The sequence below is a fragment of the Streptomyces anandii JCM 4720 genome (assembly GCF_014650655.1).
Taxonomy (GTDB): domain Bacteria; phylum Actinomycetota; class Actinomycetes; order Streptomycetales; family Streptomycetaceae; genus Streptomyces; species Streptomyces anandii.
This window is the reverse complement of sequence record NZ_BMVJ01000010.1, coordinates 88,753-104,245: the sequence shown is the minus strand read 5'-3', so window position 1 is coordinate 104,245 and position 15,493 is coordinate 88,753. Positions and strand designations below refer to the sequence as shown.

At 72.3% G+C, this 15,493-nt stretch carries 13 protein-coding genes; 7 read left to right on the top strand and 6 right to left on the bottom strand.

Features of this window, described 5'->3' with window-relative positions:
- Positions 1 to 791, bottom strand: a 791-nt coding sequence (locus IE249_RS19430; protein ID WP_229858880.1) for a bile acid:sodium symporter family protein, incomplete at its 3' end; no start/stop codon positions are given.
- 159 nt (positions 792 to 950) lie between these two features.
- On the opposite strand from IE249_RS19430, the gene IE249_RS19425 reads away from it, so the two are divergent.
- Positions 951 to 1,859, top strand: coding sequence for a LysR substrate-binding domain-containing protein (locus tag IE249_RS19425; RefSeq protein ID WP_189706179.1), 909 nt, complete (start codon positions 951 to 953; stop codon positions 1,857 to 1,859).
- On the opposite strand, the gene IE249_RS19420 is transcribed toward IE249_RS19425, so the two are convergent.
- Complete coding sequence (locus IE249_RS19420) at positions 1,808 to 2,842, bottom strand: Lrp/AsnC family transcriptional regulator (protein ID WP_189706177.1); 1,035 nt, start codon at positions 2,840 to 2,842, stop codon at positions 1,808 to 1,810. The two genes, IE249_RS19425 and IE249_RS19420, sit on opposite strands and share 52 nt — an antisense overlap.
- Before the next feature lie 111 nt (positions 2,843 to 2,953).
- On the opposite strand from IE249_RS19420, the gene IE249_RS19415 reads away from it, so the two are divergent.
- From IE249_RS19415 to IE249_RS19400, 4 genes are all read left to right on the top strand, one after another.
- Positions 2,954 to 4,453 carry an MFS transporter gene (locus tag IE249_RS19415; RefSeq protein ID WP_189706174.1) on the top strand — a complete coding sequence of 500 codons (1,500 nt, stop codon included), beginning with the start codon at positions 2,954 to 2,956 and terminating at the stop codon, positions 4,451 to 4,453.
- 261 nt (positions 4,454 to 4,714) lie between these two features.
- Positions 4,715 to 6,541: an AMP-dependent synthetase/ligase gene (locus IE249_RS19410; RefSeq protein WP_189706172.1), complete on the top strand. Its 1,827-nt coding sequence runs from the start codon at positions 4,715 to 4,717 to the stop codon at positions 6,539 to 6,541.
- 83 nt (positions 6,542 to 6,624) lie between these two features.
- On the top strand, positions 6,625 to 7,461 hold the full coding sequence (locus IE249_RS19405; protein WP_189706170.1) for an aldo/keto reductase: 837 nt from the start codon (positions 6,625 to 6,627) through the stop codon (positions 7,459 to 7,461).
- A 176-nt stretch (positions 7,462 to 7,637) separates the two neighbouring features.
- Positions 7,638 to 8,333, top strand: a complete 696-nt coding sequence (locus IE249_RS19400; protein WP_189706168.1) for a glycoside hydrolase family 75 protein — start codon at positions 7,638 to 7,640, stop codon at positions 8,331 to 8,333.
- Positions 8,334 to 8,410: 77 nt separating this feature from the next.
- On the opposite strand, the gene IE249_RS19395 is transcribed toward IE249_RS19400, so the two are convergent.
- Together IE249_RS19395 and IE249_RS19390 are read right to left on the bottom strand one after the other, a co-directional pair.
- Positions 8,411 to 9,112 (bottom strand): SDR family oxidoreductase, encoded by a 702-nt coding sequence (locus IE249_RS19395; protein ID WP_189706166.1) that lies wholly within the window; start codon positions 9,110 to 9,112, stop codon positions 8,411 to 8,413.
- Between the two features lie 97 nt (positions 9,113 to 9,209).
- Positions 9,210 to 10,160: a class I SAM-dependent methyltransferase gene (locus tag IE249_RS19390; RefSeq protein WP_189706164.1), complete on the bottom strand. Its 951-nt coding sequence runs from the start codon at positions 10,158 to 10,160 to the stop codon at positions 9,210 to 9,212.
- 124 nt (positions 10,161 to 10,284) lie between these two features.
- Between IE249_RS19390 and IE249_RS19385 the strand changes: the two genes are divergently transcribed.
- Entirely contained in the window at positions 10,285 to 11,058 is a 774-nt protein-coding gene (locus IE249_RS19385; protein ID WP_189706162.1) for a phytanoyl-CoA dioxygenase family protein, read from the top strand.
- 25 nt (positions 11,059 to 11,083) lie between these two features.
- Here the strand turns inward: IE249_RS19385 and IE249_RS19380 are convergent, their stop codons facing one another.
- On the bottom strand, positions 11,084 to 12,817 hold the full coding sequence (locus IE249_RS19380; protein ID WP_189706160.1) for a glycoside hydrolase family 6 protein: 1,734 nt from the start codon (positions 12,815 to 12,817) through the stop codon (positions 11,084 to 11,086).
- 44 nt (positions 12,818 to 12,861) lie between these two features.
- On the bottom strand, positions 12,862 to 14,337 hold the full coding sequence (locus IE249_RS19375) for a cellulose binding domain-containing protein (protein WP_189706158.1): 1,476 nt from the start codon (positions 14,335 to 14,337) through the stop codon (positions 12,862 to 12,864).
- 286 nt (positions 14,338 to 14,623) lie between these two features.
- Here IE249_RS19375 and IE249_RS37845 point away from each other — a divergent pair.
- The coding region (locus IE249_RS37845) for a cellulose binding domain-containing protein (RefSeq protein WP_229858833.1) at positions 14,624 to 15,493 on the top strand (870 nt) is incomplete at its 3' end.

Below are 15,493 nucleotides of genomic sequence, written 5' to 3'. Positions count from 1 at the left end.
CCGGCGAACTGGATGGCGATGCGGTCCTCGCGGCCGAAGCGCAGCGCCCGCGCTCCGTACCAGGTCAGGGCCAGCATCACGGCGAGCAGCGCGGCCTCCACCACGAGCAGCCCGCCGAGCCGGACCGCGCTGACCTGGTGCCAGATGCCGCGCACCATGCCCTCGCTGAAGGCGGTGTACACGACCAGGAGGATCGAGCCGCGGTCGACCAGTCCGAGGACCTTCTTGTGGCGGGCGACGAAGCGGCCGATGAAGGGCCGCAGCGCCTGTCCGGCGAGGAACGGCACGAGCAGCTGGAGCACGATCGTGACCAGCGAGTGCGCGGAGAAGCCGCCGCCGCTGCCGCCGAGCAGCGCGGCCGCGAGCAGCGGGGTGAGGACGATGCCGACGAGGGAGGAGAAGGAGCCGGCGCAGATGGCGGCGGGCACGTTGCCGCGCGCTATCGAGGTGAAGGCGATGGAGGACTGGATGGTGGAGGGCACCAGGGTGAGGAAGAGCAGCCCCTGGTAGAGCGGCTGGGTCAGCAGGACCGGGACCAGGCCGCGGGCGGCCAGGCCGAGCAGCGGGAAGACGAGGAAGGTGCAGGCCAGGACGGTGCCGTGGAGCCGCCAGTGCCTGAGACCGTCCAGCGCCTCGCGGGTGGAGAGCCGGGCGCCGTAGAGGAAGAACAGGAAGGCGATCGCGGCCGTCGAGGCGCCGGAGACCACGTGGGCGGCCGTGCCGCGGGCCGGCACGAGCGCGGCGAGGCCCACCGTGGCGAGCAGCAGCAGGATGTACGGGTCGATCGGCATCCGGCTCGGCCGGCGCGGGCGTTTCACGGTGCTCCACTTGTTCGTGCTCATCGCGGTCAGGGATCCCTCTCCATGGTCCTCCGCCGCCGCCTGATCGGGAATCCGTCATACCGCTCTGACTGTCATCATGTTCCGCGATGGGCGGCTAGGGTGGGGCGTGTGTACGACCCGGCGCAGTTGCGCACCTTCCTGGCGGTGGCGCGGACGCTGAGCTTCACGCGGGCGGCGCGGCTGCTCGGGCTGCGTCAGTCCACCGTGAGCCAGCACGTGCGCCGCCTGGAGGACGCCACCGGGCGTCTGCTGTTCTCGCGCGACACGCACTCGGTGGAGCTGACGGAGGACGGCGAGGCGATGCTGGGCTTCGCGCGCCGCATCCTGGAGGTGCACGAGCAGGCGAGCGCGTTCTTCACCGGCACACGGGTGCGCGGCAGGCTGCGGTTCGGCGCGTCGGAGGACTTCGTGCTGACCCGGCTGCCGGAGATCCTGGAGGGCTTCCGCTACGAGCATCCCGAGGTCGACCTTGAGCTGACGGTGGAGCTGTCGGGCACCCTGCACGAGCAGCTGGCCGCGGGGAAGCTCGACCTGGTGCTGGCCAAGCGGCGCCCGCAGGACCCGAGCGGGGAGCCGGTGCGGCGGGACCGGCTGGTGTGGATCGGCGCCGAGCGGCTGCGGCTGGAGCCGGACCGGCCGGTGCCGCTGATCGTCTATCCGCCGCCGGGCATCACCCGGGCGCTGGCCTTCGAGGCGCTGGAGCGTCAGGGGCGGCCCTGGCGTGTCGCCTGCACCAGCGGCAGCCTCAACGGTCTGATCGCCGCCGCCCGGGCGGGCCTCGGTGTGATGGCGCACTCGCAGGGGCTGATTCCCCCGGGGCTCGTCCGGGTGCCGGAGCGGGCGGGGCTGCCGGAGCTGGGGTGGGTCGACTTCGTGCTGGTGCACGGCCGGCACCGGCCGTCCGCGCAGCACGCGGCGGACGCGCTGGCGGCGGCGATCCTGGCGGGCGGTGAGCGGCTGAACCGTCAGGACCTGGACCGCGCCGAGGGCGGCCCGGCACGGCGGGCCCGGGGATAGGTGAGCTGCTTGACGCGGCGCAGATAAGGCGTCGCCTCGACGTGCTGCACGCCCTCCAGCGCGCCGAGCGGTCCGCTGAGGTAGGCGTACAGGTCCGCGGTGCCGCGGGTCACGGCGGTGGCCATGAGGTTCGAGGGGCCGGCCGTGGCGGTCACGTGGGCGATCTCGGGGTGGCGGGCGAGGGCCTGGCCGACCCGGTGCAGGGCGGCCGGGGCGGCGGTGATCCACAGGGCGGCGCCGACGCGGTGGCCGAGGGACTCGGGCGCGTACTCGACGTCGATGTAGATCGCCCCGGAGGCCACCAGCGAGGACAGACGGCGTTTGACGGCCGACTCGGAGCGGCCGGTGGCGCGCTGGAGTTCGGGCAGGCTCGCGCGTCCGTCGCGTTCGAGCGCGGCGACCAGGGGCTCGTCCTCGGGGTCGATCCTGGCGGGAGCGGCCGGCCGCGGCGCGGGCCGCAGGGCGGCGATCTGGTCGTCGGTGAGCGCGCGGAACTTGCGCAGCCAGCCGTCCGGGCCGCCGAAGAAGCGGTGCAGCAGCTGGTGGGCGCGGATCTCCACCACGCTGGGGGTGCGCGGCAGCTTGCCGAGCAGCAGGTCGTCGCGGTCCCCGGGGCTGCGCGGGCGGGTGCCGCAGATCACCTCGGTGCCGCCGGAGGCGAGCGCGATCCAGCTGGTGTCCGGGCGCTTGGCGAGCGCGTCGGCGATGGTGTGGGCGGTGTCGGGGACGCACCGAAGGCGCAGCATCCACTGGTCGTGCCCGAGCCGTTCGGCGTCGCGGACCGCGACCACGCGCAGGCCGCCCTCGGCGCACAGCCTGCGGTAGCGGCGGGCGACGGTCTGGTCGGAGACGCCGAGCACGCCGCCGAGGCGGCTGAAGGAGGCCCGGCCGTTCACCTCGAGCGCGCACAGGATCCGCAGGTCGAGCAGGTCGAAGGTGTCCGACTCCAGTGCCGGTGCCTGGGCGTGGAGTTCCGTCGCCATCTCGTCCTCCGCTGTCGGATTCCGGCGGCCCGGCAGCCCTCTTCGGTGCGTTCCGCCGCTCGACACCCATCGTACGGAAGGACGCATTCGTCGTACGGAGGAGTTGAGGAGATGCGCAAGTGGGGGCCGCTCACGGCGATATGCCTGGGCACGTTCATGCTGCTGCTCGACGTGACCATCGTGGTCGTCGCGCTGCCGGACATGGCGCGGGCGCTGCACGCGTCGCTGGGTGACTTGCAGTGGGTGGTCGACGGGTACGCGCTGGCGCTGGCGGCGCTGCTGCTGGGCGCGGGGGCGGCGGCCGATGTGCTGGGGCGGCGCCGGGTGCACGTGGCGGGCGTGGTGCTGTTCGCGGCGGCCTCGCTGCTGTGCGGGCTCGCCGGCGGTCCGGGCACGCTGGTGGCGGCGCGGGCCGTGCAGGGTGTGGGCGCGGCGGCGATGTTCGCCACGACGCTGCCGCTGCTGGGGTCGGTGTACCAGGGGCGACAGCGGTCGGCGGCGCTCGGCGTGTGGGGCGCGGTGAGCGGCGGTGCCGCGGCGGTCGGGCCGGTGCTGGGCGGGTTGCTGACCGAGGGGCCGGGCTGGCGGTGGATCTTCTTCGTGAACCTGCCGGTGAGCGTGGCCTCGGTATGGCTGACCCTGCGGGTGGTGCCCGAGTCGCGGGGCCGGCGGGGCCTGCGCGTGGACTGGCTGGGCACGGCCGCGTTCGCGGCGTTCGCGGGCGGTGCGACGTACGCGGTGGTGCGGGCCGGTGAGGACGGCTGGGGTTCCGCGGCCTCGCTGGGCGCGTTCGCGGCGGCCGCGCTGGCGCTGGTGTGCTTCGTGCTGGTGGAGCGCCGGGTGGCCCATCCGCTGCTGGACCTGTCGCTGCTGCGCCGGCCGGCGTTCCTCGGGGTGATGGCGGGCGCGCTCGCCTTCAACGGCGTGGCGTTCGGGGTGACGCCGTACCTGTCGCTGTGGATGCAGACGCTGCTGGGCATGAGCCCGGTGCGCGGCGGTCTGGCGCTGCTGCCGATGACGGTTGCCGCGATGGTGGTGGCGATCCTGGCCGGGCGGCTGCTGCACGGGGCGCCGGCGCGGCTGACGATCGGCGGGGGGCTGCTGCTGATCGGGGCGGGCTGTCTGGGCCAGGCCGTGCTGGGCGCGGGGTCCACGTGGACGGCGCTGGTGCCGGGTCTGGTGCTGGTCGGCGCGGGCACGGGGCTGGTGTCGCCGACCGTCGCCGGTGCCGCGCTGGCCGCGGTGCCGCCGGAGCGGTCCGGCATGGCGGGCGGCGCGGTGAACACCGTACGGCAGCTCGGGTACGCGCTCGGAGTGGCCGTCGCGGGGACCGTGCTGACCTCGCGGATGGAGCACACGCTGCCGCACGGGGCGTCGCACACCCTGGCGGGCGGCGGTGCGGGGGCGCTGCGCGGCGCGTACTCGGCGCACGCCCTGCGCGCGGCTTTCGCCTCCGGTCTGGACGCGGCGCTGGTCGTGGCCGGCTGCGTGGGCCTGGCGGCGGGCGTGCTCGTACTGGCGCTGGTGCGGCCGTCGCGCCGGGCGGCTGAGGGTGTGACGGATTCCGGGGCGGCGACGCTGTCGGAGGTGAAGGCGGCGCGCCGCGGCTGAGGCCGGCGGCCCCGCCGTGACGGGGGGCGGGCCGGGGCCGGAGGGCCGTGCTCGGGTCGTACAGATTCGGTGGAGATTGCCGCACCGAAACTTACGGAACCGTAAGACTTCTGTCCGACCCTACCCCTTGTGAGCGCATTTTTTGCCGCTGACCAGTGGTTATGTGAGCACTCCTCGTCTTCGGCCCCCCTCCCGCCCCGCCGCCCGGTGGGGTAGCTTTCACGGCGCTGTGCGGAGCGTCACAAGGAGCGGGAGCGGGGTTTGCGCGAGTACACGAGCCCTCCGTTGACGTTGCCACCGCCGGTGGGCGGACTGGCCGACGTCGTCTTCCAGCATGCCCAGGACGACCCGCTGCACATCGCGCTCGGCCGCAAGGACGAGGGCGGCGAATGGCGGGACGTGACCTCCGCCGAGTTCCGCGACGAGGTGCTCGCCCTGGCCAAGGGACTGCTCGCCCAGGGCATCCGCTTCGGCGACCGGGTCGCGATCATGTCCCGCACCCGTTACGAGTGGACGCTGTTCGACTTCGCGCTGTGGACGATCGGCGCCCAGGTGGTGCCGATCTACCCCACATCCTCGGCCGAGCAGTGCTTCTGGATGCTCTACGACGCCGAGGTGGCCGCGGCGGTCGTGGAGCACGAGGACCACGCCATGACGATCGCCACCGTCATAGACCGGCTGCCGCGGCTGCGCCGGCTGTGGCAGCTGGACGAGGGCTGCGTGCGGGAGCTGTACGACGCGGGCGCGCACATCGACGACGACGTGGTGCACCGCCACCGCGAGGCGGTCACCCCCGACTCGGTGGCGACGATCATCTACACCTCCGGCACCACCGGCCGCCCCAAGGGCTGCGTCCTGTCGCACGGCAACTTCATGTACGAGGCGGACACCGTCATCGAGCGCTGGGAGCCGGTGTTCCACACCAAGCGGGGCGACGAGGCGGCCACCCTGCTGTTCCTGCCGCTCGCGCACGTCTTCGGGCGGATGGTGGAGGTGGCCGCGATCCGCGGCCGGGTCCGCTTCGGCCACCAGCCGCAGCTGAACGCCGCCGCCCTGCTGCCCGACCTCCAGGCGTTCAGACCGACGTTCATCCTCGCCGTGCCGTACATCTTCGAGAAGGTGTTCAACGCGGCCCGCCGCAAGGCGGAGAAGGAGGGCAAGGACGGCCCCTTCGAGAAGGCCGTCGACATCGCCGTGAAGTACGCGGACGCCGTCGAGGCCAAGGCGTGGGGCATCGGCCCCGGCCCCTCGGCGGCGCTGCGCATGCAGCACCAGCTCTTCGACAAGCTCGTCTACGCCAAGGTGCGCGCCGCGATGGGCGGCCGGATCCGCAACGCCATGTCGGGCGGCTCGGCGATGGACCGCCGGCTCGGCCTGTTCTTCGCGGGCGCCGGGGTGCAGATCTACGAGGGCTACGGCCTGACCGAGTCCACGGCGGCCGCCACCGCCAACCCGCCCGAGAAGACCCGCTACGGCACGGTCGGCCAGCCCGTGCCCGGCGTCACCGTGCACATCGCCGACGACGGCGAGGTGTGGCTGCGCGGCGGCAACGTCTTCCAGGGCTACCTCAACAACCAGAAGGCCACCGACCAGACCCTGCACGACGGCTGGCTGGCCACCGGCGACCTCGGCTCCCTCGACGAGGACGGCTACCTCACCATCACCGGCCGCAAGAAGGAGATCCTCGTGACCTCCGGCGGCAAGAGCGTGGCGCCGGGGATGCTGGAGGAGCGGGTGCGCGACCACCCGCTGGTCTCCCAGTGCATCGTCGTCGGCAACGACCGCCCCTACGTGGCCGCCCTCGTCACCCTGGACCAGGAGGCCGTGGAGCACTGGCTCCAGATGCGCGGCAAACCGCCGCTGCCTCCGGCCCAATTGGTGCGCGACGCCGACCTGGAGACCGAGGTGCGGCGCGCGGTGGTCGCCGCCAACACGCTCGTCTCCCAGGCCGAGTCCATCCGCACCTTCCGCATCCTCGCCCAGCCCTTCACCGAGGAGCACGGCCTGCTCACCCCGTCGCTGAAGCTGAAGCGCAAGGCCATCGAGAACGCCTACGCCAACGAGGTCGAGGCCCTGTACCAGGCCTGATTCCTTCGGTGAGGAATGCGCCGGGCCCCGTGATCGTTGACGATGGGCGTATCACCTGACGACAACCGAAGGATCAAGAGCTCGTGAGCAGCAAGGTCCCCCCGATCACCCTGAACAACGGCGTCGAGATGCCCCAGCTGGGCTTCGGCGTCTGGCAGGTGCCGGACGACGAGGCGGAGCGCGCCGTCGCCACCGCGCTTCAGGCCGGGTACCGCAGCATCGACACAGCGGCGATCTACGGCAACGAGGAGGGCACCGGGCGGGCCGTCGCGGCCTCCGGCCTCCCCCGCGAGGACATCTTCGTCACCACCAAGCTCTGGAACGGCGACCAGGGGTACGACTCCACCCTGCGCGCCTTCGACGCGTCGCTGGCCAAGCTCGGCCTGGAGTACGTCGATCTGTACCTGATCCACTGGCCGGTGCCGTCGAAGGGCGCCTTCACCGACAGCTACCGGGCATTCGAGAAGCTGCTGGCGGACGGCCGGGCGCGGGCCATCGGCGTCTCCAACTTCCTTCCGGAGCACCTCGGGCGCCTCATCGAGGAGACCTCGGTGATCCCGGCGGTCAACCAGATCGAGCTGCACCCGCACCTGCAGCAGCGCGCCGCCCGCGAGTTCCACGCGGAGCAGCGCATCGCCACGGAGGCCTGGTCGCCGCTCGGCCAGGGCAAGGGCCTGCTTGAGGTGCCGGCGATCGTGGCGATCGCTCAGAAGCACGGCCGCACCCCGGCCCAGGTCGTGCTGCGCTGGCACGTCCAACTCGGCAACATCGTGATCCCGAAGTCGGTGACGCCGTCCCGCATCAAGGAGAACATCGAGGTGTTCGACTTCAGCCTGGACGACGAGGACCTCGCGGCGATCAGCGCCCTCAACGAGGACCGGCGCCTGGGCCCCGACCCGGCGACCTTCGAGGTGGCCTGACGGCATCACGCCCGGCGGCGCGTCCCGGACCGGTCGGCGACCGGCCGGGGGCGCGCCGTCCGGCGTTGTGAGGGGAACGGACGGGGAAGGTCCCAGGTCTTGACGCGAGCATGCAGACAGGGCCACCTTATATGCCACCGGTAAGGAAAGTTTCCTAACAGAAGGGTTCCCCCACAGTGCGCATACGGACACTGACCCTCGCCGCGGCCTCCGGCGCCGCCCTGCTCGCCGCCGGAGTACTGCCCGCCCACGCCTCCGGCAACGCCGCACCCCGCTCCGCCCAGGAGGGCTCGGTCAGCGCGGCCGACCTGCTCGCCAAGGTGAAGTCCTGTCAGCAGATCTCCCACGGCAAGTACAAGACCGACGACGAGACCTCGGCCACCGTCCCGGTGTGCGGAAAGAACGGCGCGGTCTTCTGGAAGGCCGACATGGACGTCGACTGCGACGGCCAGCGCACCGCCCACTGCAACGAGGACCGCGACCCCTGGTACCAGGACGACACCCGCTTCCACCAGTCCGACGGCAGGCCGCTGCGGGCCGAGTCGCTGCCGTACGTGGTGGTGCCGAGCGCCAGCGGCATCTGGAACTACTCCGACGCCGGCATCAAGGGCGGCGGTGTGGTCGCCGTGATCTACGGCAACAAGGTCGAGTACGCGGTCGTCGGCGACACCGGCCCCACGAAGATCATCGGTGAGGCGTCGTACGCCACCGCCAAGGCGCTCGGCATCGACCCCGACCCGGCGACCGGCGGCGCGGACTCCGGGGTGACGTACATCCTGTTCAAGAACTCGAAGGTCTCCCCCGTCGAGAGCCACAGCGCGGCGGTGAGCCTGGGCGACAAGCTGGCGAAGCAGTTCATCGCCGACAACTGACGTCCAGGGCGGGCGGGCCGGTCCGGCGGCGTGGCGCGGCAGCGCCGCCGGACCGGCCGATCACCGCACCGGACGGCTCAGTTGGGCTGGCCCAGGGGACGTACGACGATGGTATTGACGTCGACGCCCTCGGGCTGTCCGATCGCCCACACCACCGAGTCGGCGATCCGCTCGGAGGTCAGCAAGGGCCCCTGCGGCAGGCTGCCGAGACCGTCCCAGAACGGGGTCTCCACCCGGCCGGGCGCGACCAGGGTCACGCCCACGCCCCAGTTCGTGACCTGGCGGCGGGTGTTCTCGGCGAGGCCGGTGATCGCCCACTTGGTGGCCCCGTAGAGGTTGCCGGGTGTGTTCACGAACCCGGCCACGCTGCCGACCAGGACGATCCGCCCCCGCGACTCCTTCAGCGCGTCGATCGAGGCGCGCACGAGCAGCGCGGGCGCGAGCACGTTGGTCAGCACCATGTCCGTCCAGCCGGACGGGTCGCCCTCGGCCACCGTGTCGTGGGTGGCGAACCCGGCGTTGGCGACGACCGTGTCCAGCCGGCCGAACTCCTTGAGCGTGCGGTCGACGGCCGAGCGGATCTGGTCGTAGTCGGCCGCGTCGCCGGCGAGCGTCAGCAGGCCGCCCGGCTCGCCGAGTTCACCGGCGAAGGCGCGCAGCCGCTCCTCGCCGCGACCGGTGACGGCCACCCGGTGCCCCTTGTCCAGCAGCCGGCGCGCGACGGCCGCGCCGATGCCGCTGCCGCCGCCGGTGATGAGTGCGACCGGAGAGTCGGTCATGTTCTGCCCCCTGTTGTCGTTGACGGTACGGGAGTTCACCACTTGGAGAGCACTCCAAGTCAAGCCCGGCAGGCGGCGGCAGGCGGCGGGGGCGTGTTCAGCCGGTGCGGACGGCGGTGTGGACGGTGTGCGCCTTCAGGACGAACACGTCGCTCCGGTGGTGCACGCTCGCCTCGTCGTCCGGGTCGAGGAGCCGGTCCAAAGTGGCGAGGTCCTCGGCGTCCAGGCCCTCCTCCAGCGACTCGCGCAGCCGGGTCAGGGAGGCGACGACGTAGGCACGGGCCCGGTCGGAGACCGGTGCGGGCAGGTCGAGGAGGAAGCTGCGGGTGCGGGCCGGCTTCAGCCCGGCGGCGGCCATCAGCGCGGGCCAGTCCTCGGTCACGGCGACCGAACCCGGGATGTCCTCGCGCATCCGTGTGAACCAGTCGGCCTCCACGGCGTCGACACGGGCCTGCAGACCGGGGCGGCCGAAGCCGATGTCCCGGGGCAGGAAGCGGGCCGGCAGCCCGCCCTCCAGCAGGGCCAGGGTGCCGCCGGGCGCCAGCCGCTCGGCGAACGCGGCCAGCGCGGCCCGCTGGTCACCGAGGTGGTGCAGGGCGTTGCTCGCCCACAGCAGATCGGCCGGGTAGTCCAACTCGGTCAGCGAGCCCGGCAGTTCGCCCGCGACGGTGGTGAAGCGGTCGGCGATGCCGAGGCGGGCGGCGCGGGCGCGGGCCCGTTCGAGCAGCGGCTCGGAGCCGTCCACCGCGACGACCCGGGCGCCCGGGAAGGTCTCGGCGAACAGGCAGGCGACGACCCCGGGACCGCTGCCCGTGTCGACGATCAGGCCGGGCTCGGTCACCTCCTTCGCCAGCCAGGCCATGGCCCGCTCGTACAGCGGGGCGAACAGCTCCGCCTGCGACTCCAGCAGCGGGGCCATCACGGCCCAGTCGATGTCGGTGTGGCCGTGGTGGTGCCCGTGCCGGTGCCCCTGCTCGGTGCCGTGCTCGTCCCCGTGCTTGTTCCCGTGCCCCTGGGGCTCACGGTGCTCGTTGTGCTGATGCGCCATGGTGGTCAGCCTCTCCTCTCGGTGCGGCCAGCGTGCGACGGCACACCGCGCGGCGGCCACTCGCGTTGCCGGGACGGCAAAAAACCGGGTGCGCGTTTCCCGGCGCGCACGACACCATGGGCACATGGACGACACGCCTGCGGAGCGCTTCCTCGAGGACGGGTTCGTCAGGATCGAGGGCGCCTTCCCGCCGCGCGTCGCCGAGGACTGCGCGCGTCTGCTGTGGCGGGAGACGGGGTACGACCCGGAGGACCCCGGCACCTGGAAGGACCCCGTGGTCCGGGTGGGCGGCATGGCCCAGGGCCCCTTCGCGGCGGCGGCCAACACTCCGGCGCTGCACGAGGCGTTCGACCTCCTGGTCGGCGCGGGCCGCTGGAACCCGCGGTACTCGCTCGGCACCTTCCCGCTGCGCTTCCCGCACGAGCGGGACCCCGGCGACACGGGCTGGCACATCGAGGGCAGCTATCTGCCGGACGGCGGGCAGTGGTACTTCACCAACCTGCGCTCCCGGGACCGCGCCCTGCTGATGCTGTTCCTGTTCTCGGAGGTCACCGAGGATGACGCGCCGACCCGGATCCGGGTGGGCTCGCACCTCGACGTGCCCGCGCTGCTCGAACCGTACGGGGAGGCGGGTGTGAGCGGGCTGGAGATCGCGCCGCGACTCGTCGAGGCCACGGCGCACCGCCCGCTCGCCCACGCCACCGGCCGGCCGGGCGACGTGTACCTGTGCCACCCCTTCCTGGTGCACGCCGCCCAGCCGCACCGGGGCTCGCGGCCCCGCTTCATGGCGCAGCCGCCGCTGCACCCGGCCGTGCCGTACGAGCTGGAGCGGTCGGACGGCGACTACTCGGTGGTGGAGTCCGCGATCCGCCGGGGCCTGGCGGCCGGGCCGCACTGACCCCGGCGGAGCACCCGTCACATCACTACGACAGCGGCGGATAGGCGTTCTGCATCAACTGCTGGAACTGGGCGGAGAACCAGTGCCCGGACAGCGGGGCATCGGGGAGGGCGCCGGACATGCTGTTGCCGTTGCGGGCGTTGCCCGTGTACGTCGGGTCGCACATGCGGTCGAAGCCCTTGCCCTCGTCGTTGGCGACGGCGCTGCTGGAGCCGTCGGACTCGCCCGGGGGCTTCATCCAGACGTAGGCGTCGATCCCGGCCGCCGGACTGGCCTGCGGCCGTTCACCGAGGCCGGCGCCGGACTGGTTGCACCAGTTGCCGATGTGGATGCGGCGGTCGTAGCGGCCGCCGTCGACGTAGGTGTCCACGCTGGTCTTCGCGCCCGGTCCGGCGGGCCGGGCGGAGCCGCCCCAGCCGTTGCGGGAGGTGTCGATCAGCATGCCGATGTCCGGGTCGAAACCGACCGAGACCAGCTTGGCGCGGAAGGCCTGGGCGTACGACAGCTCGTCCACGTAGCGGTTCCAGTCGACCCACTTGGACTGGCGCACCGAGGTGCCGTTGACGGTGTCGTCGACGGTGAAGTTGTTCTCCTTCAGGGGGCTGTAGTTGGCGGTGTTGGTGATGAAGCCGGCCACATCGTCCACCGTGGCGCCCTCGCTGGTGGCGGCCTGCTTGAACAGGTCGGCGGAGGGGCCGAAGTTGTCGTCCCAGCCGAGCCAGCCGTGGTGCCCGGCATCCACGTAGTTGTAGACGTTGGGGATCGCGCCGAGCTTCGCCAGCGCGTAGCCGACGCCCTTCACGTAGTTGCCGTTGGCCTTCATCGTGTCGCAGGCGACGGTGGCGGTGGCGCGGCTGCCGGTGTTGGTGACCAGGTTGGGCAGCGAGTCGATCTCGATGGTGGTGACGATGCGCAGCGAGGCGTACTTGGGGTCGGACAGGATCGCCGCGATCGGGTCGATGAACTGCGTCTTGTACTTGTCGATCTCGGTCGGGCCGAGCTCGCCGTTGGAGGCGAGGGCCGCGCAGTCGCGTCCGGGCAGGTCGTAGACGACCAGTTGGACGACCTCCTCGCCGCTGCCCTTCTGGGCGAGGGCCGCGTCGAGGTGGTCGCGCAGGCCCATGCCGCCGTCCACGCCGCCGATGGCGGCGATGCGGTCGAGCCAGACGCCGGTGGGCTGGTTGGAGACGCGGGTGCCGCCGGGTTCGGCGGCGGCCTTCGCGGACCACTCGGGGTTCACGTAGACCTTGGCGCCGGCGTAGGGGTTGTCGACGCGGCTGCCGGTGCCGCCACCGCCACCCGTGCCGCCGCCGTCCCCGCCGCCACCGCCGGTGCCCCCGTCGTCGACGTTGCAGGTGACGCCGTCGAGGGTGAAGGCGGCGGGGACCGCGTTGGTGCCGCTGTAGGTGCCCTGGAAGCCGAAGCCCGCCGAACCGCCGGTGGCCAGCGTGCCGTTGTAGCTCTCGTTGGCGGCGGTGACGTCGGCTCCGCTCTGAGTGACCCTCGCGTTCCAGCCGTTGGTGACCTTCTGGTTGCCGGCGTAGGACCACTTCACCGACCAGGCCGACTTGGCGGCGCCGTTGTTGGTGACGGTGACGGCGGCGGTGAAGCCGGAGCCCCAGTCGTTCTGGATCTTGTAGTCGACGGTGCAGGGGACGGCGGTCGCGGCGGCGCCGGCGGGCGCGGCCACCAGGGCGGTCCCGGTGCCCCCGGCGACCAGCGCCAGGGCGGCGAGCATCGCTGTTCCGGTACGGCTCATGAGTGCGGGTTTCCTTCTTCCTGTCGGTGTTGCCCTTGGTGGGGTCAGCCGTTCAGGGCGCGCAGGTGATCGCGCAGCCCGGTTCCGTACGACGTGGGTGTGCCGTCGTAGCCGGAGATCAGGGAGGGGCCGGAGGAGCAGTCCCAGGTGTTCCAGGTCCAGCCGAGGTAGGACAGGCCCCGGTCGTCGAACCACTTCATGACCTGGTCGGTGAAGGAGTGGGCGCAGGTGTTCTCGCCGATCTCCCCGGCCACCAGCGGCACCTGGGCCGCGACCGGGGCGAGCGTCGAGTTCCAGCAGCTCTCGTTCGCACAGGAGTTGAAGTTGTAGACGTGGTAGGCGGCGGCGACATTGCCCGCCGGGTCGGACGGCCGGTGGGCGAGCCACTGGCTCAGGTCGTTGGAGTACGCCAGTCCCCCGGCCAGGATCACGTTCTTCGCGCCGGCCGCGCGCACGGCGTCGACCAGTTCCTGCATGCCGGCGACCCGGTAGCCGATGCCGGGGCAGGTGCCGCCGTCGCGCCAGCACCGCCACGCGTCGGCCGCGTTGCCGGTCGCGCGGTCCGGATAGGGCTCGTTGAACAGGTCGAGCACGACGGCCTGGTCGTCCTTGAAGACGCCGGCGGCCGATGACCAGAAGGACGGCGCGTACTGGGCGTCGGGCATCGGCTTCTGGCAGGTGGCGTGCACGTCGGAGCAGCCCGCCGAGTTGCCGGTGTACTGGCCGTAGGTCCAGTGCAGGTCGATGACCGGTGTCATGCCGTGCGCCTCGACCCGGGACACCAGGTCCTTGACCGCGGCGATGTAGTTGGCGCCCGCGTACTCGGACTTGATGTTCGAAAGGCCCAGCCAGCACTCCTCGTTGACGGGGATGCGGACCGCGTTGGCCTTCCAGCCGGCGATGGCCGCGATCGCGGCGTCGTCGACGGGGCCGTCGAAGATGCCGCGGCCCTGGACGCACATGAACTCGGCGCCGGAACGGTTCACACCGAGCAGGCGGCGGGTCCGGCCGTCCGCGTCGACGAGCTTGTCGCCGGCCACGTGCAGGGCGGGTGCGGCGCCGCCTGGGCCGGGCGGCGGGTCGGTCGGGGGCGGGGTGGGCTCCGTGCCGGTGTTGCAGGCGGTGCCGTTGAGCCTGAAGGCCGTCGGTGCCGTGTTGCTGCCCGACCAGGAGGCGAGGAAGCCGGCGTCGGTGCTCGCGCCGGTGCCGAGCGAGCCGTTCCAGCTCTCGCTCGCCGCGGTCACCGTCGTGCCGGACTGGGACCACTCGGCGTTCCAGCCCTGGGTGACCCGCTGCCCGCCGGGCAGATCGAAGGTGAGCGTCCAACTGCTCAGCGGCGCTCGGTGGTTGGTGATGTGCACGGCGCCCTGGAAGCCGGAGTCCCACTGGCCGGTGACGGAGTAGTCCACCGTGCAGGCGGGGGTGGCGCCCTGGGCGGTGACCACCGGCACGACGACGCTCCCGAGGAGCGCGAGCGCGCCGGCGACGGCTAGGAGCAATGAACGCGGGGGGTGTCGCATGAGCGACTCCTTGCAGCTCGGGCGCGCCGTGACGGACGCGTCGACTGATGGAATCGCTCCCACTGGTGCGAGTGAAGGTAGCGCCAAGTGACCGTGATGGACAGGGGAGTCGCGGACTTCCGCCGACTTTCGCTCAACTCGTGCTGGTGGCAGGGGCGTCGAGGGTTTTCGATTCTTCAAGGACTTGACCGGCCCCTTTCCCGTCCCCACTATGGGAGCGCTCCCACTGGTTCACGGCTTGTCGCTCCTCCCCCACGTCTCCGAGCCGCAAGGAGGAACCAGCACCATGGATCCCTCACGCGTACGCCGCGCCCGGCGTCGGTTGTGGACCGCCGTCGTGGCGGCCCTGGCGCTCCCGCTCACCATGCTGACCACCGGTTCCACCACCGCCCATGCGGCGGCCGTGCAGTGCGGCGTGGACTACCGGACCAACGACTGGGGCTCCGGCTTCACCGCCGACCTCACGCTCACCAACCGGGGCACGGACCCCATCGACGGCTGGACCCTGACCTACGGCTACTCCGGCAACCAGAGGCTGACGAACGGCTGGAACGGCGCCTGGTCGCAGTCCGGGCAGACCGTCACCGTGAAGAACGCCTCCTACAACGGCACGATCGCCTCCGGGGCGGCCGTGAGCACCGGCGCGCAGTTCACCTACGGCGGCGCCAACGCCGCGCCGACGTCCTTCGCGGTCAACGGCACCACCTGCGCCGGCGCGCACCGCCCGCCGGTCACCGTGCTGACCAGCCCGGCCGCGGGCGCCACCTACACGCGGGGCGACGCGGTGCCGCTCGCGGCGACCGCGGCGGCGGCCGACGACGCGACCGTCTCCAAGGTCGAGTTCTACGACGACACCACGCTGCTGGGCACGGACACGAGCGCGCCGTACACCTTTTCGGCCTCCGGCTTGACCGTGGGCAGTCATTCCCTGGTGGCGAAGGCGTACGACAGCCTGGGCGCGTCCGCCGAGTCCGCTCCGGTCGGCATCACCGTCGCCGCGGGTCCCGCCGTGGTGGCCTCACCGGCCCAAGTGGGCGTCCAGCAGGGCAAGTCGGGCAACTTCGAGGTGAAGCTGTCGACACGGCCGAGCGCGAACGTGACGGTGGGCGTGGCCCGCACGGACGGCAACACGGGTCTGACGGTCACCTCCGGCTCC

Bases quoted from the DNA above. Each gene is read 5' to 3' on its own strand.
- IE249_RS19385 (WP_189706162.1), top strand. From the start codon at position 10,285: ATGGACGACACGCCTGCGGAGCGCTTCCTCGAGGACGGGTTCGTCAGG.
- IE249_RS19380 (WP_189706160.1), bottom strand. From the start codon at position 12,817: ATGAGCCGTACCGGAACAGCGATGCTCGCCGCCCTGGCGCTGGTCGCC.
- IE249_RS19420 (WP_189706177.1), bottom strand. From the start codon at position 2,842: ATGGCGACGGAACTCCACGCCCAGGCACCGGCACTGGAGTCGGACACC.
- IE249_RS19395 (WP_189706166.1), bottom strand. From the start codon at position 9,112: ATGACCGACTCTCCGGTCGCACTCATCACCGGCGGCGGCAGCGGCATC.
- IE249_RS19375 (WP_189706158.1), bottom strand. From the start codon at position 14,337: ATGCGACACCCCCCGCGTTCATTGCTCCTAGCCGTCGCCGGCGCGCTC.
- IE249_RS19390 (WP_189706164.1), bottom strand. From the start codon at position 10,160: ATGGCGCATCAGCACAACGAGCACCGTGAGCCCCAGGGGCACGGGAAC.
- IE249_RS19415 (WP_189706174.1), top strand. From the start codon at position 2,954: ATGCGCAAGTGGGGGCCGCTCACGGCGATATGCCTGGGCACGTTCATG.